Here is a 17,882-nt window from a genome sequence, read left to right as displayed (position 1 = left end):
CTCGTTCATGATGTCTGCTCGACTGCAAAGACTGCTTCCTCACTGGCGAAGATCGCCTCGAGGCCGCCTTTGAGGGATTCGACGACGGCCCTCGGGAGCGGCTCCGACACCACGCAGCCCAGGTTGAAACGTCCGAGGTTCGACTTGACCTGCATCAGATGCAGAACCTGCTCGGAGTCGATATCGAGAGCCATGACGCCCGGCGTTTCCGAGCCCAGACAGGACCGGATACGGTCGAGAACGGTCATGAATGACGACGACACGGCAATCAGCTCGCCGTCGCTCTCCTGCTCCAAGAGCACGAGTCCCTCCTCATCGGAAACAAAAATCTGACGGCACCGGGCAACCCCGACCGCCCACTCGAGGTATGCCTCGAGCCTCGATTGGAGTGTGCCTTCCGGAGCCACAAATGGGACCAATACCGCTGCGGTGGTCGATTCCACCGCCGCCACTGGCATCGGCGACGAGCCTTTCGCGGGCTCCGGACCGGGAGCCACAGCGAGGCGTTGCAGGCCGACATTGACCGGTCGCGCCTGATTGCGCGGAGCCCGCCGCACGCCTGCTTTGACGAGGGCCGACGAAAGAGCTTGAGGATCAATCCATGAGAGAGATTGGGGCAAGCTCGGCCTCCTCTTCGACGAGTCCTAGGCTGGGTTCGATCTCGGCGGCCAGGCGATCGAAGACCGTCGCGACCGGCGGTGGCCGGCGGCTCAACAGTCCCAAGGGAACGCCGTGGGCGCTGGCGAGCAGGAAGGCATCGTCGCGGGGAACGAAGGCTTCGAGCACCAGCTCCGACGGCAGCATGCCCCAGGCTTCCTGGGCGACCGAGAGGGAGACGTCGTGGCGCGAATTGAGCATCGTGACGACGAAGCCGGCGATGGTCACTTCGCTACCGCCATCGCGCAGCAAACCGACCGCTTCGAGGGTCTGGGTCACCGAACGCAAGGCCAGCGGCTCGGCCTGAATCGGAACCAGCATGGCGTCCACGGCCCGGAGAATCTCGAGGTTGGCGCCGTGGAGACCCGATGGCGTGTCGACGACGACGAGATCGAAACCCTCCTTTTCCGCGGCTTCGAGGAAGGAGGGAAAGCTGCCGGCGGCGAGGCTTCCCGCCCAGCGCTCCGAGCGACTCGGCTCGGGGGCGCCGGCAGGCACGATCTTGAGGCTCGGAATGCGGGTCGGGCGCGCCGCCTCGGCGAGGCCGACTTGACCTTCGAGGACCTCGACCAAGCCGGTCGCCGTCCGCACATCGCCCTGGAGGGAGAGGCCGACGGAGCCCTGGGGATCGCCATCGACCAGCAGCGTGTTCCAGCCGCGGTGGGCCAGAGCGAAGGAGAGATTGAGAGAAAGGGTGGTCTTGCCCACGCCCCCCTTCTGAGAAGAAATCGCAAGTGAACGCATCCATTCTCCCCAAACGAGATCAAAAAAAGATCCGTCAACGAGTCTTTTCTCGCTAACGACGATTCTTCGAAGACTCACGAAATACCGTTAATACACCGATCTTCTCATGTTGCCGGCTCTTTAGACAAGAATTTTTGTAAATCATCGGCAAAAAATACACTCATACATACATATCCCTTGAAAATCAGGGGACGTCGGCAAATTTCGGCCGAAGTTGTCGCCGGCTGGTGAAAATCTGCCGGCGCGGGCACTGATCAGTTCACCGGTGGCTCGGAATCCTGGCTCGGAACGACTCGCAATCGCCGACGCCGGCGCTCGCGATCGAGCTTGAATCGCAACCAGCGATGCTGCGCCCGGAGGCGGAGCTCGCGCAGGGCTCGGCGAGGTCCGCCGGGCCGCAAGCTCGCGACCGTCATGGCGACGGCGGCGCAAATCCCCACCAGCCCGGCGATGTCGTGAGACGGCAGGAAGGCGAAGAACCCGAACAGCAGCTCGAGGAGGATGAACCAGCGCGCCTTGATCGGCAGGACGAAGAAGAGATAGATCGTGGCATCGCGATGGAGGGTGGCGAAGGCGGCGATCAGGATCAACACCAAGGTGCGCTGTCCCTGGATGAGATCGAAGACCTCGAATCCCGGCTGTACCCGATGGCCGAGCAGCTTCGCGACCGCATCGGTGACGATGGCGGCACCGGCCGCTGCCAGCACCCCAAAGCCGAGCAGGGTCCAGAATCGCCGACGCCCGAGGGACCAGAAGACGTCTCGGCCGAAGAGATAGAGGATGAAGAGCTCGAGCAGGAGCCACAGCCCAGCGCCACCGCGCCCGATGAAGGCATAGGTTCCGGCCTGCCAGAGAAAGCCTCGGCGCCATCCCTCGGAGGTGAGCTCGAGCAAGGCCGGCAGGATCGCGGTCGAAGCGAAGAAGCGTAGGCTGAAGGTCACCAAAATCACCGCCAGCAGGATCACCAGGTCCCGCGGCGGAGGACCGCCCAGGCCTCCGAAGCTGGGCAGACGAGGATGAGGTTGGCGGCTGTACACGGTGGACTCTCGGGGCAGCTTCGGAAGCGAGCGGGCTCTAGCCGGACTCGCGAGCGAACTCTTCCATCAACTCGATCAAGGCTTCGACGGCGGCCATCGGCAGAGCATTGTAAAGGGAGGCCCGAATTCCACCCACCGAGCGATGGCCCTTGAGATTGGTCATCCGGCGCTCGCCGGCGCGCCGCAGAAACTCCGCCTCGAGCTCCTCGGTCGCCAGCCGAAAGGTGACGTTCATGCGCGAGCGACTGTCCACCTCGGCGGTACCGCGGAATGCCGGCAGCCGGTCGATGGCCTCATAGAGGGCGCGCGAGCGCTGCAGGCTGGCCGCCTCCATGGCGGCCAGGCCACCCTGCTCTTCGACCCACCGGCAGGCCAGGCCCAGCATGTAGATGGACCAGGTGGGGGGCGTGTTGTAGAGCGAGCCCTTGGCCGCATGCACCCGGTAGTCGAGCATCGCCGGCAGATCATCCGGGGCACCCGCCATGAGATCGCGGCGCACGATCACCAACGTCACTCCCGCCGGCCCCAGGTTCTTCTGCGCCCCGGCGTAGGCCAACCCGACCCGCTCCCAGGGGATCGGTCGCGACAGAATGTCGGACGACATGTCGACCACCGCCGGAACGCTCGCGGTCTCCGGCAGATCGCGCCATTGGGTGCCGCAGATGGTGTTGTTCGACGTCAGGTGGACGAAGTCCGCGCTGGCATCGAAGTCGAGCTCTTGGGGCCGTGGAATGCGGCGGAAGTCATCGCCTTCTCCACTGCCGGCGATCCTCACCTCACCGACCTTGCGCGCCTCCGCCGCAGCCTTGCGCGACCAAGTACCGGTGAGCACATAATCGGCGCGACCGGAGCCGTGCATCAGGTTGGCCGGCACCATCGCGAACTGCAGGCTGGCGCCTCCCTGCAGCAGAAGGATCTCGAAATTCTCGGGGACCGCCAGCAGACGACGCAGGCGATCGATCCCGTGGCGATGGATCTCGTCGTACTCCGGAGAGCGATGGCTGAGCTCCATCACGCTGCGGCCGGACGAGCCGTAGGACAGCAAGGACTGACGAGCTTCCTCGAGCACCGCCTCCGGCAGCGTGGCCGGACCGGCGCTGAAATTGAAAACCCTCATCGGGAGGCCTCCGTCGAGCCGGTTGCGGCTTCGAAACGATGAATCAGTAGGCCCGAGCGCAGTTTGGGCTCGAACCAGGTGGACTTCGGGGGCAGGACGCGACCGGCATCGGCGACCGCCAGCAGGTCGTCCATCGGCAGCGGCGCGAGGGCGAAGGCCACTCCCTCGGGGCGCGCCGCCACCCGCCGTTCGAGCTCGCCGACGCCTCGAATGCCACCCACGAAGTCGATGCGCTGGGAAGTGCGGGGATCGTCGATTCCGAGGTGGGGGCCGAGGATGCGATCCTGCAGCATGGCCGCATCGAGGGCCGCCACCAGATCCTCCGGGGGCTCGCCGAGGTCGATGCCGAACCACCGGCCATCAAGATGCATGGCCACTCGGCCGACCGCGCAGGAGCTCGGATCGTCGATGAAGGTGATCTCGAAATCCTGCCGAAGCTTTGCCAAGAAGGCCTCCGGGCTCGCTCCCAGGCGATCCTTGACGAAGCGGTTGTACGACAGGATACGGAGCTGGTCAGCGGGAAATAGGACCGATAGAAACCGATTGTAAGGCTCGTCTCCACGATGCCCGGAATTGCCGCGCCGCAGAGCGGCCCGGATGCCGCTGGCACTCGCCGAACGATGGTGTCCGTCGGCGATATAGAGCGCCGGAACAGCGGCGAAGGCGGCTTCGAGGGCCGCGCTCTCGCGCACTTCCCAGAGCTCATGGCGAACCCCGTCCGGGGCCGTGAAGTCGACCCAGGGGGCGACCTCCGTCGAGGCCGCCACCAGCTCGTCGATCATCGGCTTCGAACGATAGGTCAGGAAGACCGGACCGACGTGGGCCCCGACCGCCAGGCCGTGGCGGGTGCGGTCCTCCTGCTTATCGGGCCGGGTCTTCTCGTGCTTCTTGATCACGCCGGCGTCGTACTCGTCGACGGAACAGCAGGCCACGACGCCGGTCTGACGATGATCCTGCCAGGTCAAGCGATAGAGATAGAGGGCCGGATGCGGGCTCTCCGCCAGCAGACCCTCCGTCAGCAGGTGATCGAAGGCGCGGCGGGCGGCATCGTGCAGGGCTTCCGGCGCCGGCTCTCGGCCGGCCTCGAACTGCACTTCCGGGCGAATGACGTTGAGAAAGCTGGCGGCATCTCCCGCCGCCAGGGAGCGCGCTTCGGCCGCCGAAACGACGTCGTAGGGGACGCTCGCCACGCGAGCCGCCTCGGCGGCGGGCGGACGAACGGCGCGAAAGGGTCGGACTTGGACCATCGGGATCTCCTCGGCTCGCCTCCCGTCGGGAGGAGGGCCGAGGCTACCGTACTCCTGGTCTCCTGGGAATCCCCGTCGCCGGCTCTGCGCGGGGCATCTTCGAGCGCTCCCCGAGGGGGCCACGAAGAAGCTGAAAAGCCTCGCCGCAGCGCGCCGATCGAACTGCCCGTCAGCCCATCTGCGGACGCAGCGTACGCAGCAGGTCGCGCACCATATCGGCGGTGGCCCGCTCGGCGACGGCGGCCTGGCGAAACAGCGCCAGGGCCGTCGCCGATTCCGCCGGCACGTCGCGCGACAGAAAGATTGGCAGGCTTTCCTGGGCCAGGGTCTTGACCTCGGCCACCAGGCCTTGCTCCAGCAGCACCAACGCGAGATCGAGCGAAACCAGCGCAGCGCTGTAACCGATGCCCGCCGCCACGAAGCCATCCCGCGCCTGCTCGAGCAGCTGGCGCGCCTGCGATCGCCGACCGAGCTCGATCAGGAGCTGCCCTTCGAGCCAGTCGAGATTGAGGCCATCGAGATGACGGTCGCGCCGCGCGCAGAGCTGCCGCACCCGCGGCAGCAGGGCGAGGGCATCGGCCAGGCGACCTGCGTTCTTGAGACACAACAGGAGGTTCTGTTGAATCACCAGCTCGAGCCGCGGATGGGCCGAGAAGTCGGCCGTCTCCTGGGCCAGCTCGAGATCTTCGATGGCCTCGGCGGTGGCGCCGCGGTAGCTCTGCGACAGGGCGCGATTGATCAGCGCCCGCGCCTGCCACTCGCGGTCGCCGGCACGGCGGAAGATCGCGATGGCCTGGCCGAGCAGGCGCTCACCGGCAGCGAACTGGCGCTGGGCACGCTTGAGGGAGGCTTCGTAGGTCGCCACCTGAGCCCAGGCGAGGGGATCCTTGGTGCCCTTCGCCAGCAGATCGCGACAGCGCGCGAAGGCGCGATCGGCAGCGCGCAGATCGGAGCGAATGCGACGGGCATTGCCAATGGCGCACCAAGCCTCGGCGGCGAGATCCGCCGCCAGGGCGGCGGCGACCGGATCCGGGTCGTCGAGGAGCTCCAGGATCTCGAGACCGAGCTGGGCCAGCGGCTCGACCCGCTCGAGCTCGTCTTCGTAGAGGGCCATCGCCCGCTGCACGCAGAGCTCCGCCACCGCCCGACGTCGAAACTCCGGCTTTTCCCGCAGCAGGCGACGGCGCTCCGGTCCATCGAGGGGAAGCAGCTTGCGCAGGATGCCCGGAGCCTGGCTGCGCTCCCACGGCAGGGCCGAAACGGTTCGTTCGACGGAGCTGCGAACCTTGGCGAAGATTTCCGCGTAGGAGGGGTTGCCTCGCGGCTCTCGAGCCGGACGTTCCAGCCCCGCCGAGCGGATCAAATGGCCGAGGACCGCGAGGCCCTCCGGGGCCGAGCGCGCCATCGCGCGGCGGCACATCCCACATTGATAGAGATGCCAGGCGGTCGTGCGAAGCGCGTCGCGCTCGAGACCGAGCTTGGCGAAGCGAGCCAGAGTTTCAGGATCAGGGTGCTTTTCCATTCCACCTCAACACACCAGAGGGACGCAACGGCGATGGCGTCCACCTGCATTCTAGAGCCCAAACGAGCTCGCTGATATTAAATATAACAAAAGTCAATCATATAAATATTTTTAACATCTATGGCCCAGTCGGCGGGCCATTGGGATCCAGCCCGGGCCCATCGTCGCCATCGTCGCCACCGCCGCCGGGATCGGAACCGGTTTCGCCAAGCTGATCGCCGCCTTCCGGCGCCGGCTGCTGCAAGGCTTCGAGCCAGGACGAGATGAGGTCTTCGAGGTCGTTCCACCAGGAGGCGGAGTCGTCACGGTCCGAGGGCGCCGCTGCGATCGGCAGCGACAAGCTGAGGGTCAACACGAGGGCCAGAATGGCTCCAGAACGAATGCACCGCATGGTTCCCTCCCAGGAGGCGACTCCGACATCCCCACTTCAGCGTGGGGCTTCGCTCCGCCTCTAGGAACCGTCTGTGCCTGCGAAACATTTTTTGAGACGCGAATCTTCGTAAAAATGGAATACCATTCTTAAAAAGAGTAATTATCGACACCTATCCTCACATCCAAATACCGCCGGCCGAGGTCCTTTCGCAGAGCCCGCCGCATGATAGATTTACGCTCCTTGGTTCCGCGCTTCGACGCTCCCCGAATTCAATCTCTGGAGGTTTCATGAATCAGCCGCACTCCCCTGCGCCGCCGGCCAAGAAAGGCCTTCACCCGCTCGCCTGGGTGGCGATCGGATGCGTTGGATTGCTCCTTGTCACGGCGGTCTTGTTCACCATCGGTGGCATCTTCGTCGGCAAGAAAGTGAACGAGTTCGCCGGCGGCTTCGAAGACAATCCAGCCCTCGCCGCCGCCGAGATGATCGTCCGTCTCAACCCCGAGCTCGAGCTGGTCGAAAGCGATCCCGAGGCCGGCACCTTGACCATTCTCGAGTCCAAGACCGGCAAGACCGTCACGGTCAATCTCGAAGACGTTCAAGAGGGGCGGTTCGGCTTCGAAACCTCCGACGGCCAGTCCACCTCGGTGACCTTCAGCGATTCGGCGGGTGGCATGCAGGTGACCCAGACGGACGACTCCGGCACCACCTCGGAAGTCCGCATCGGCGGCGGCGCGACGCGCAATGACGCCCCCGACTGGGTGCCTGCCTACCCCGGCTACGAGGCCACCAATGCTTGGACCACCAGCAACGACTCGGGCAGCTCCGGAAGCTTCGCCATCCAGACCGACGAGTCGAGTGAAGACCTGGAGGCGTTCTATCGCCAGGCCTTCGAAGATCTCGGCATCAAGCCCGAGAGATCTTCCTTTTCGGGCGGTGGCCAAGCGCTGGTGGCCCTCAATGGCAAGAGTGACGACGGCTCCCGCGAGCTCACCGCGACGATCGTCGACCAGGGAAACGGCAAGGGCGCCATGGTGACCGTCGTCTATCAAGACAAGCCCTAGCCCCCCAGCGGTCGCCGCCTCGAGCGGCGATCGAGCTTGATCGCAGCGCGCCACCGGCCCGAGCTCGGCCGGTGGCCGCTTCCCTTCCCAGCTGCGGACCGGTGTCGGCGACCTCCAGCCGGGATCGCGACCCCCTACCGAGGCAACCCTGAGGCCGATCGGCCGATGCCTCGCATCTTCAGCAATCTACGACCTTTCGCCGCAGGATCTGGCGAGCAGGTCGGGCGAGCGCAGCAGGCCGGCCAGTCCTTCTTTTCTGTTTCCAAAGTATTTAGTCGCCTGAATCATGTTAAACTTTTATCTCAAGTACAGTGCGTTTCATGAGTGCTCGAACCGAGGGCGGGAAGAGCGACATCTCTTGACTGTCGACGGTGTCGGCATGGGTCAGAAGCTGCGCGTGCAAGGAGGTCATTGAGCGATGAGAGTGAGCGAGAAACCGCTGACCAGCGGTTCGAGCAAAGAGCGCCGTACGGGACCGCGCGGGGGCACGACGACGGTCACCAAGTCGGGCATGATTCGCAAAAATCTGTGGATTTCGGACGAAGAGAACGAAGCCCTGAGGCGCAAGGCCTTCGAGGAGCGACTCAGCGAGACGGAGATCATTCGAGCCGGCATTCGAATGATCCTCGACCTCACCGACTGATCGCAACTTCGGCACCGAGCGGTAGTCCCGATGGCGGGGCTCGTCCCAGGCGGTCGCAGGGGCCGTGCGCAGCTTGCACCCTGCCGGACTCGAAGCCCCATCCTCGCCGGTCCAAAGACCGGCTCCCCTAAAAGGAAAGCTCTCCGCTCAGCGAACTGCCGCGGGCTCTTCGAGCGGCGCCAGCGCCAGGGCGGCCTCCAGCTCCCGTAGCTTCGCCAGCACCAAATTGGCATTCTCGGGTCCCATCCGCAGGAGATGCTTCTGGGCCGGCGACAGCGCCTCGAGGCGAGAATCGACGAGCCCATAGGTGATCACGTCGAGGCGTACTTCCGGCGGCTCCTCCGGTACCGGCGTCGCCAGCAGGTGGCTCAGGGCCTGAGCAAGGGTCTGAGAAAAGGACCGACCGGGATACCCCAACTCACCGTAGGCCGATTCGATCAAGGGCTCGAGGCGCCGAAAGGCGCTCGCCAGAGCGTTTGCATCGAGGCCGGCCACGGCTTCTGCCCAACCGTCGTAGCGGCGGTAGGAGTCGGGATCGATGCGCAACCGTCCGTCGCTGCCGGGCCGGGCACGAAAGGGCTCTTCGAGCCCAGGCCCGCCAAAGTGGTTCCGCGGACTCGCCCCCTCGGCCAGGTTGTCGACGGCCGCCGTCAACCTTCGAATCAGATCGCCACCGGAGGCCAACCGGCGCAGCCGGGGCGCTGTCCCCAGAGCCGTCATCATTTCTTCGACGAAGGCGTCGCTGCGGTCGAGGGTCGGTAGCGGCGGCAGCGGCGGCTCTTCTTCCGGCGGAGCGCTTCCCGGAACCTCGACGGGCTCCTTGGAGGCATTGCTCGGCGCCGGGCCACGGTCACCGTCGCGACTCACTCGGCCGAGAAAAAAAGCCACCAGCAGGGCTCCGAGGGCCGCTACCACCAGCAGCCCGACCCAAATCGGCCGCCGGCGCGCCGGCCGCTCTCCTTCGGGGGGTGAGACGGAAGGCTGTAGGTCTTGGTCGTCGAGTTGGCTCATCGGCTTCCTTTCCTCCTCCATTCTACGGCCCTCTCGCCCTACTGTTCCGCGGCGGCCGAGGGAATCTGGAAAGCGGAGTCCAGGTCGCGCCGGGGCGCCCAGCGCCAACCGGCCGGGAGCTGGCTGCGCAGCGAAGCACCGGCAGAGCGGCGATTGAGCCAGCCGAGGCCGAGGCCCAGACCCTGAAAGCGCACCAAGACGTATCCGGTATCGGTACAGGCGCCAAGAGCCGCCTCCGCGAGGCCTGGCTCTCCGCCGCGCAGGAAGTCGTCCGCCTGCCGGTCGTCGAGCTCGACGACGTTCTTGGTCGCCCACGAGTGGAGCAACAGAGCCGCCGCCGAGGTCGGCTTGGGCGGCCGCATCGCGGAACGCAACAGAGGCAGCCCAACGCCCCGCGGAACCGGCGCCTCGAGGAGCTCGAGATCATCTGGCACCAACGCCAGGCGCCCCTGCGTGGCGGCCACCAGCCGATAGCCCTCGAAGGCCCTGGCGGGAATGCCGAAGCGCTGCCCGAAGACTTCGAGGCAAGGCTCCGGATCGACCGCCGGGGGCGGCCCGGCAACGCCATTGAAGGGCGCTCCGGTCGCTGCCTTCTCCAGCACCGCGACGAAGAAACCTCCGGTGTCGTTGTGATGCGGCCACAGGCGTCGCGCCCGAACCAGGCTGGAGTCGAAACGCTGCCCCTGCCACTCGCTCAGCCCCGAGCTCAAGCGATAACCCGCCAGCTCCGCCGGGACCAGGCTCACCCCGCCGCGACGCAGCTGCCAGTCGATGACCGCCTCGTTCTCTTCCGGAGCGAAGGTGCAGGTCGAGTAGACGATGCGCCCCCCGGGCCGGGTCAGGCGGACGGCGGCCGCCAGAATCGCCCGCTGGACGCGGGCCAGGCGCTGGTAGTCGGGCTGGCGAGCGAGAACTTCCGGGCTCTTGCGGACGGTCCCTTCGCAGGAGCAGGGAACGTCCGCCAGCACGCGATCGAAGTAGCCGCTGGCGCCGGGATAGCCGGCGGCATCGCGTTGCACAACGACAGTGTTGGCAATGCCCAGTCGATCGAGCACCCGCCGCAGGGGGCCGAGGCGGTTGCGGTCGCGATCGTTGGCCACCACCGTGCCGCGATTGTCCATGGCGAGGGCGATCTGGGCGGTCTTGTTGCCCGGAGCGGCACAGAGATCGAGCACGCGCTCGCCGGACCGAGGAGCCAGCAGATGCGGCGGGATCTGCGAGGCCTCTTCCTGAACGTGGAAGAGGCCGGCCGCGAACTCGATGCGGTTGCCCGGTCGATCGCCGGGCGGCAGGCGAAAGACCCCCGGCCGGCCTGCGACCGGCTGCGCCGACGATCCCAGGCGGGCGGCGAGAGCCGCCGGCGTCGTGCGCAGTGGATGGCTCCAGATCGCGATCGGCAGAGGCCGCTGCACGGCTTCGCGAAAGGCCTGCCAGTCGTCCACCAGGGAGCGATAGCGCTGCAGGCGACCGAGGCCTTCGATGGTCAAGAGGGTGCCCCGGGCCGTGCCTCGAGAACCTCTCGGGGCACACCGTCGCGAGCGGCCTGGAGAACCCCGACACCGGCCCCGGGGCGGTGCATTCCCTCACTCAGAGTGCGCCGCCAACGGCGCGCGCCGGGGCACCCCGCCATCAGCCCGAGGAGGTGGCGCAGCACCCTGCCGGCGGGCACCTCCGGCGGCCGAGCCCCCAGGTAGTCCGCCATCGCCGCGATGACCTCGTCGCGACTCGGCCCAGCGCCGGCCTCGCCGTAGAGCCGTTGATCGGCTCCCGCCAGGCGAAAGGGGTCCTCGTAGGCCACCCGTCCGACCATCACCCCATCCACCCGCTCGAGATGCTCGGCCGCCGCCGCCAGACTGCGGATACCGCCGTTGATCTCGATCCAGAGATCAGCTCGTGTCGCCTTGAGGCGGTAGACGTCGTCGTAGCGCAGCGGCGGGATCTCGCGGTTCTGCTTCGGGTCGAGGCCCGACAGCCAGGCCTTGCGGGCGTGCACCGCGAAGCGATCACAGCCGGCCGCCGCCACCTGCGTGACGAAGCGCTCCATGTCCTCGTAGCGGTCGAGGTCGTCGAAGCCGATGCGGTGCTTCACGGTGACCGGGATCGGCACCGCCCGGCGCATCGCGTCCACCGCCTCCGCCACCCGCTCCGGGTCCGCCATCAGGCAGACCCCGAAGCGGCCCTTCTGCACCCGCTCGCTAGGACAGCCGACGTTGAGGTTGACCTCGTCGAAGCCGGCCTCCCAGGCCATTCGGGCGCAGGCCGCCAGGTCCCTTGAATCGTCACCGCCGAGTTGCAAAGCGACCGGCTTCTCGCGCTCGTCGAAGGCCAAAAAGCGATCGCGATCACCGTGCAGCAGGGCCCCGGTGGTGATCATCTCGGTGTAGACCAGGGAGCGCCGCGAAAGCTGCCGCTGGAAGAAGCGGAAATGACGATCCGAATGGTCCATCATCGGCGCGATGCTCAAAGGGTGGCGGCAGCCCCGGCGGGAGAGGGTCATGGCCTGCGAACTCTACCGAAGGGGTGAACCGGACGATAGTGCCCGGCGGCAGCACCGCCACCGCCGGAAGGACTTCCTGGTCGAGCTATAATCGCCATCCATGGCTGACAATTCTGCTGCTTCCGCGCCCCTCCGGCGGGTTGCAATCGTAGGCGCCGGACCTTCCGGCTTCTACACCGCCGCCGCCTTGCTCAAAGCCGAAGAGCCCCGCTTCACCATCGATCTCTTCGATCGCCTGCCGGCCCCCTACGGCCTGGTGCGCTATGGCGTGGCGCCGGATCACCCCAAGATCAAGGCCGTCAGCCGGGTGTTCGAAAAGCTCGCCCGCGACCCGCGGCTGCGCTTTCGCGGCAACGTCGAGATCGGCCGCGACGTCACCCGGGAGGAGCTTCTCACCAACTACGACTATGTCGTTTACAGCGTCGGCGGGCAGAGTGATCGGCGTCTGGGCGTCGCCGGCGAGGATCTCACCGGCAGCTTCTCCTCGACCGCCTTCGTCGCCTGGTACAGCGGCCATCCAGACTTCATCGATCTGCCGGTGGACCTCACCGGTGACGCCGCCGTGGTGGTAGGCATCGGCAACGTCGCCATCGACGTCGCCCGGGTCTTGGCGCGGCCGGCCGAGGACCTCGCCAGTACCGACATCGCCGACCTCGCCCTGGAGCGCCTGCGGGACAGCCGGGTGAGCGATCTCTACGTCTTGGCGCGGCGCGGACCGGCGCAGGCCAAGTGCACGCCGGCGGAGCTCAAGGAGCTGGCCGAGCTCGACCAGGTCGATCTGGTCGTCGACCCCCGCGACCTCGAGCTCGACCCGGTGAGCGCCACCACCGCCGAGAGCGATCGCAAGGCGCGCAAGAACCTCGAGATCCTGCGGCACGTCGCCGAGCGACCGGCCGGCAAGGCTGCGCGGCGGATTCACCTCAAGTTCCTCGCCTCCCCGGTGGAGATCTTGGAGCAGGACGGCCGAGTCCAGGGCGTCCGCATCGAGCGCAACCGCCTGCGCGAGCTCGACGATGGCTACCTGAGCTCCGAGGGCACCGGCGAGACCGAAGACCTCGAGGCCCAACTGGTGGTGCGCGCCATCGGCTACCGGTCGGAGCCTCTCGCCGACCTGCCCTTCGATGACCGCCGCGGCATCATCCCGAATCGCAGCGGCCGCATCGTCGACCCGGCCGAAGACCAGTTGGTCGAGCGCGAGTACGTCGCCGGCTGGGTCAAGCGCGGCCCCACCGGCCTGATCGGCAGCAACAAGCCCGACGGCAACGAGACCGCCGCCGCCATCATCGAAGATGCCACGGCGGGCCCGGGCTGCGGCTGCGAGACCGCCACCATCGGCGAAATCCTGGTCGAGCGCGGGGTGCGCGAAGTGTCCTTCGACGACTGGACCCGGATCGACGCCGTCGAAGTCGAGCGCGGCGCCGCCGAAGGACGGCCGCGGGTCAAGATGGTGACCGTCGACGAAATGCTCGCCTGCCTCGAATAGGCCTCCCGGGAGTCAGCGCAGGATCAAGCCGCGACCGTGCAGGCCGTCGATGTGGGCCTCCGCCGGTCGCGGTAGCACGACGTGCCGAATCGGTCCCGCCTGGTGCTCCGTCGGCAGGCCTTCGAGCCACTCGAGGTCGACCTCGCAGCTTTCGCCGGCGAGACAGAAATAGCCCACCCGCAGCGACGTGATGTTGTGGAAGAAGTGAGTGCCCTGGGACGCCTCGATGGACTGCCCCGGCACCTCCAGCTCGACGATCACCCGCGCCGCCGACACGTCACCCCAGGACACCGGGACTCCGAGCCAGCGGTCGGCCGTGCCCCAGCGCCCCGGCCCGATCAAGATGTACGGCCGATGACGGCGCGCCAGAATGCTGTTGATGCGACCGACCTGTCGCGCCACCGACGTCGTGTCGCGCAGGTCGAGACGCTCCGGGTGAACATAGACGACATCGCAGAGGTCGCGCACCACACCATTCCCCAGGGCTGGACCGGCGAGTAGCCGAGGCCGCTCAGAGCCGAGCTCGTCGAGGTCGACCTCGCGCTCACGGCCGTGGGAGAGCAGCGGGCGGAGCTGCAGGACGCTGAGCTCCTTGGGCTCTCCGAGGACGGCGGCGAACTCGAGCTCGACCTCCGTGCCCATGCCCTCGCGACCGAGCTCGAGAAGCTCCGCCAGCAGAGGGGCGAGGGGGAAGACATCGTGCTTCAGCACGCCGGCGAAGTTGACCAATCGCGGGCCCTCGCGCCCCAGCGAGTCGTAGACCACGTCGTTGTCGAGGGAGTAGGTGGCGCCGACCGCCGCCAAGGTGCCGTCCTCTTCCGCCACTGAGAGATCGAGGTGCAGCAGATTGGCCGCTTCGTCGAGGCCGGGCACCATCCCCGGATCGCCGAGGTCGAGGGCGTAGAAGCGGTTCTGCGACGTCCGCAAGGCGTCGGCCGGCGTCGCCATGGTGAGGGCCGCCCGCGGATGGTGCGGGCTGAAGCGAAAGGCTCGACCTCCTCCCACCACCGTCTCGCCGAGGCCGAGGGCGACGGTGGCGATACCGTCCGCCGGCCGCGCCGCCGCCATCGGGTAATAGTTGTGGGACTGGGCGACGCCGGCGAAGTCGGGATAGAAGCGGCGCCCGTGACGGCGCCCCACCAGGCGCTCGATGATGACCGCCATCTTCTCTTCTTCGATGCGCTGATGGGTGGCGTCCATGTAGGTCCGCGGACCGCGAAAGAAGGTCGAGGCGTAGACCAGCCGGATGGCGCGCGAGAGCTGGGCCAGGCGGGTCGCCATGGAAGCCGAGCTGTTGGGCACCAGGAAGGTCTTGTAAAGCCCTGCCAGGGGCTGGAACTCGGAATCTTCGAGCAGGCTCGAAGAGCGCACCGCCAGCGGGTACTCGGTGGTCGCCAGCAGCGCTCGCAGGTCATCGAGCAGGTCTGCAGCGAGCTCCCGCTCGAGAAACAGGGCGGCGATCTCGGCGTCGGACTCGGCCCGTAGAACGCGCTCCCGGAGCTGGCCGCGGTCACAGAAGCGATCGAAGGCATCGGTGCAGATGACCGATGTCCGCGGCACCGAGATCTCGACCTCCGGATAGCTCTCGTGCACCGGATGGTTGGCGAGCAACCGCGAGATGAAGGCCAGGCCACGGGCCTTCCCCCCCATCGAGCCACTGCCGATGCGGGTGAAGTCGCGTTCGCGGCGCGTCGTGCGGCGGGCGAAATCGACCACCTGGCCTTTCTGGCGCCGATCCAGAAAGGACGTCAGGATGCCGACCAGGTAGGTGCGCACGTCCTCGGCGCCGGTGAAGTCGGTCACCTGGTGGCTGCGCACTTCCTGGGCGAGCTCGAACTCGCTGCGGGCCATCAGCCAGTTCGAGAAATGGCCACGCTCGGCATGGAACAACAACGACGGGCCCGGCACGTTGGGCAACACCTCCACCATCGCCTCGATGCCGTCGACCCGCGCCACCTCCTTGCCCGTCGGTTGACGGAACACGAAGGGCCCGAAACCGAAGTTGCGGCGCATAAACTCGCGCAGCTCACCGAGCAGCTCCGGCGAGTTCTTGTCGGCGTAGTGGACCTCGAGCTGCTGCGCCAGCTCGGCGTGCCCCGGGTCCTTCGACTGCAGCAGCACCGGGATGTCCGGCCGACTGCGCCGGACCGAGCGAATCAGGGCTCGGCCGGCCTCCGGATCGAGCTCCCCTTTGCGCGGGAACCGCATGTCCGAGATCAGCCCGAGGAGGTTCTTGCGGTACTTGCGCAGCAGCGACTTGCCCTCTTCGTAGGTGCGGGCGAGCAAGATCTTGGGGCGCGCCCGCATGCGGTAGTGGCGCTCGCGCTCGTTGAGACGATCGGCGAGCAGCGAGCGCACCTGCTCGAGCAGCTCGCTGTAGATGATCGGCAGGTAGGACGAATAGAAGGCCGGCGAATCTTCCACCAGGATGACCACCCGCACCAGGCCGCGCTTGGCGTCGAGGGAGACGTTCTTGCGATCCTCCACCGACTTCACCAGGGCCAGGAACAGGCGCGGATCACCGGTCCACAGGAAGACCTGGTCGATGCCCCCGCCGATGTCCTGCAGGGCGAGATCGGCCCGGTCGTAGCTCAGCAGGACGACCGGCAGCCCCTCGTGGCGTTTGGCGATCTCGGCACCGAGGCGCTGCGGCGTCATGTCGTGGACATGAGGCGTGGTGATCACCAAGTCGTAGGACCGGCGCCGCAGCTGCTTGAGGGCGGCCTTGCCGGTCGAGACGTGGTCGAGATGCGGCGCCGTCGACAGGTCGAGCTCGCGGTACTGGCGCAGCAGGCGATCCGAGAACTGACCCTCTTCCTCCAGGATGAAGCTGTCGTAGGCGCTGGCAACGAGCAAAATATCGCTCACCAAGAAGGGCATCAGGGCGTCGTAGGCGAACGGCCCTGGGCCTTCTCTCAGCTTCATCCCGCCCTCCTGTGTCCGCTACACCAGTCCTTGATCGACCATCGCCTCGGCGACTCGCAGGAAGCCGGCGATGTTGGCGCCGTTGACCAGGTTTCCCGGCGTCCCGAAGCGCTCGGCGGTGTCGAAACAGGTCTGGTGGATGCCGGCCATTGTCTGGCGCAGCCGAGCATCGACCTCTTCCCGACTCCAGCGGGTCATCATGCTGTTCTGGCTCATCTCGAAGGCGGAGGTGGCGACACCACCGGCGTTCGCCGCCTTGCCTGGACCGAACAGGATGCCGGCCTCGAGGAAGAGATCCACCGCCTCCGGCGTCGACGGCATATTGGCGCCCTCGCTGACACAGAGACAGCCGCCGGCGAGCAAATTCTCGGCGTCGCGGGCCTGGATCTCGTTCTGGGTCGCCGCCGGCAGCGCGATCTCGGCCGGAATCTGCCACAGCGGGTTGACGTCCGCCGCCGGGTCGGTTTCCTGATAGCTCGCCGACGGGAACTCGTCGACATACTCGCGAATCCGCCCGCGACGCTGATTCTTGAGCGCCATGACGAAGTCGAGCTTGGCGCGATCGATGCCCTCCTCATCGACGATGAAGCCACTCGAATCGGACATGGTGAGGACCTTGCCGCCATGCTCCAGCACCTTCTCGGCGGCGAACTGGGCGACATTGCCGGAGCCGGAGATCAGGCAGCGCTTGCCGGCGAGGGACAGGTCCCGGGACTGCAACATCTCGATGGCGAAATAGACCTGGCCGTAGCCGGTGGCCTCGGGACGGATGAGCGAGCCACCCCAGCCCAGCCCTTTGCCGGTCAGCACTCCCTCGAAGCGATTGACCAGGCGCTTGTACTGGCCGAAGAGGTAGCCGATCTCCCGACCGCCGACGCCGATGTCGCCGGCCGGCACGTCGGTGACCGGACCGATGTGCCGAAAGAGCTCGTTCATGAAGGACTGGCAGAACCTCATGACCTCGAGGTCGGAGCGTCCCTTAGGGTCGAAATCGGAGCCTCCCTTGCCACCACCGATCGGGCAGGTGGTGAGGGCGTTCTTGAATATCTGCTCGAAGCCGAGGAACTTGAGAATGCTGAGGTTGACCGAGGGATGGAACCGCAAGCCCCCCTTGTAGGGTCCGAGGGCACTGTTGAACTCCACCCGAAAGCCGCGGTTGACCTGGACATCCCCCTGGTCATCCAGCCACGGCACCCGGAACATGATCACCCGCTCCGGCTCGATCATGCGCTCGAGAATCTTCTCCTTGCGCAAATCCGGACGTTGATCGAGCACCGGCAGCACCGACGTCACGACCTCCTGAACGGCCTGATGGAACTCGTCCTCACCGGCGTTGCGCCGGCCCACGAGGTCCATGAACTGCTGAGCTTCCGTCGCCATCGTTCTCCCTCTCCCTGAATCGAGTCGATCCGGCCCCTGCGGACCTACGAGGCGATTCTACCCATGTCAACACCGGTGCGTCGCCCCGGCTGCAAGGTGACGCCGGTCGCGAAAACTTGTCCACGAAAAGTCACTTCAGATTCTCGCGTCGGTGAGGTATGCTGGCGGTTCGCGCCGCCCTGCGG

15 protein-coding genes are annotated in these 17,882 nt (G+C 66.6%); 3 read left to right on the top strand and 12 right to left on the bottom strand.

Annotation, left to right across the window (positions count from 1 at the left end):
• Window positions 1-5: 5 nt before the first annotated feature.
• From AAF604_09020 to AAF604_08990, 7 genes are all read right to left on the bottom strand, one after another.
• On the bottom strand, window positions 6-620 hold the full coding sequence (locus tag AAF604_09020; GenBank protein ID MEM7049789.1) for a hypothetical protein: 615 nt from the start codon (window positions 618-620) through the stop codon (window positions 6-8).
• Window positions 595-1,401, bottom strand: coding sequence for a ParA family protein (locus AAF604_09015; GenBank protein ID MEM7049788.1), 807 nt, complete (start codon window positions 1,399-1,401; stop codon window positions 595-597). Before AAF604_09015 ends, AAF604_09020 begins: the two co-directional genes overlap by 26 nt.
• 254 nt (window positions 1,402-1,655) lie before the next feature.
• Window positions 1,656-2,438, bottom strand: coding sequence for a hypothetical protein (locus AAF604_09010; GenBank protein MEM7049787.1), 783 nt, complete (start codon window positions 2,436-2,438; stop codon window positions 1,656-1,658).
• Window positions 2,439-2,475: 37 nt separating this feature from the next.
• On the bottom strand, window positions 2,476-3,555 hold the full coding sequence (serC, locus tag AAF604_09005) for a 3-phosphoserine/phosphohydroxythreonine transaminase (GenBank protein MEM7049786.1): 1,080 nt from the start codon (window positions 3,553-3,555) through the stop codon (window positions 2,476-2,478).
• Window positions 3,552-4,802, bottom strand: a complete 1,251-nt coding sequence (locus AAF604_09000; protein ID MEM7049785.1) for a DUF1015 family protein — start codon at window positions 4,800-4,802, stop codon at window positions 3,552-3,554. The genes serC and AAF604_09000 overlap by 4 nt, the downstream gene beginning before the upstream one ends.
• A gap of 169 nt (window positions 4,803-4,971) precedes the next feature.
• Window positions 4,972-6,324, bottom strand: a complete 1,353-nt coding sequence (locus tag AAF604_08995) for a hypothetical protein (protein ID MEM7049784.1) — start codon at window positions 6,322-6,324, stop codon at window positions 4,972-4,974.
• A gap of 118 nt (window positions 6,325-6,442) precedes the next feature.
• Entirely contained in the window at window positions 6,443-6,715 is a 273-nt protein-coding gene (locus AAF604_08990) for a hypothetical protein (GenBank protein ID MEM7049783.1), read from the bottom strand.
• 269 nt (window positions 6,716-6,984) lie between these two features.
• Here AAF604_08990 and AAF604_08985 point away from each other — a divergent pair, with 269 nt between their 5' ends.
• Window positions 6,985-7,758 carry a hypothetical protein gene (locus AAF604_08985; GenBank protein ID MEM7049782.1) on the top strand — a complete coding sequence of 258 codons (774 nt, stop codon included), beginning with the start codon at window positions 6,985-6,987 and terminating at the stop codon, window positions 7,756-7,758.
• A gap of 418 nt (window positions 7,759-8,176) precedes the next feature.
• Entirely contained in the window at window positions 8,177-8,401 is a 225-nt protein-coding gene (locus AAF604_08980) for a hypothetical protein (protein ID MEM7049781.1), read from the top strand.
• A gap of 147 nt (window positions 8,402-8,548) precedes the next feature.
• Here the strand turns inward: AAF604_08980 and AAF604_08975 are convergent, their stop codons facing one another.
• The 3 genes from AAF604_08975 to dusA are packed head-to-tail and all read right to left on the bottom strand — an operon-like array spanning window position 8,549 to window position 11,909.
• Window positions 8,549-9,412: a DUF3014 domain-containing protein gene (locus AAF604_08975; protein MEM7049780.1), complete on the bottom strand. Its 864-nt coding sequence runs from the start codon at window positions 9,410-9,412 to the stop codon at window positions 8,549-8,551.
• Between the two features lie 38 nt (window positions 9,413-9,450).
• On the bottom strand, window positions 9,451-10,899 hold the full coding sequence (locus tag AAF604_08970) for an RsmB/NOP family class I SAM-dependent RNA methyltransferase (GenBank protein MEM7049779.1): 1,449 nt from the start codon (window positions 10,897-10,899) through the stop codon (window positions 9,451-9,453).
• Window positions 10,896-11,909, bottom strand: coding sequence for a tRNA dihydrouridine(20/20a) synthase DusA (gene dusA / locus AAF604_08965; GenBank protein ID MEM7049778.1), 1,014 nt, complete (start codon window positions 11,907-11,909; stop codon window positions 10,896-10,898). The genes AAF604_08970 and dusA overlap by 4 nt, the downstream gene beginning before the upstream one ends.
• A 100-nt stretch (window positions 11,910-12,009) precedes the next feature.
• Between dusA and AAF604_08960 the strand changes: the two genes are divergently transcribed.
• A complete protein-coding gene (locus AAF604_08960; GenBank protein ID MEM7049777.1) occupies window positions 12,010-13,392 on the top strand; it encodes an FAD/NAD(P)-binding protein in 1,383 nt (460 codons plus the stop codon).
• A gap of 12 nt (window positions 13,393-13,404) precedes the next feature.
• Here the strand turns inward: AAF604_08960 and AAF604_08955 are convergent, their stop codons facing one another.
• Both AAF604_08955 and gdhA read right to left on the bottom strand, forming a co-directional pair.
• Window positions 13,405-16,317 (bottom strand): PEP/pyruvate-binding domain-containing protein, encoded by a 2,913-nt coding sequence (locus AAF604_08955; GenBank protein MEM7049776.1) that lies wholly within the window; start codon window positions 16,315-16,317, stop codon window positions 13,405-13,407.
• 18 nt (window positions 16,318-16,335) lie between these two features.
• Window positions 16,336-17,697: an NADP-specific glutamate dehydrogenase gene (gdhA, locus tag AAF604_08950; GenBank protein MEM7049775.1), complete on the bottom strand. Its 1,362-nt coding sequence runs from the start codon at window positions 17,695-17,697 to the stop codon at window positions 16,336-16,338.
• Window positions 17,698-17,882: the final 185 nt, after the last annotated feature.

Source organism: Acidobacteriota bacterium (assembly GCA_039028635.1).
In the GTDB taxonomy this organism is placed as follows: domain Bacteria; phylum Acidobacteriota; class Thermoanaerobaculia; order Multivoradales; family JBCCEF01; genus JBCCEF01.
Note: the sequence above shows the minus strand (reverse complement) of the source record. Positions and strands in the feature narration are given on the sequence as shown.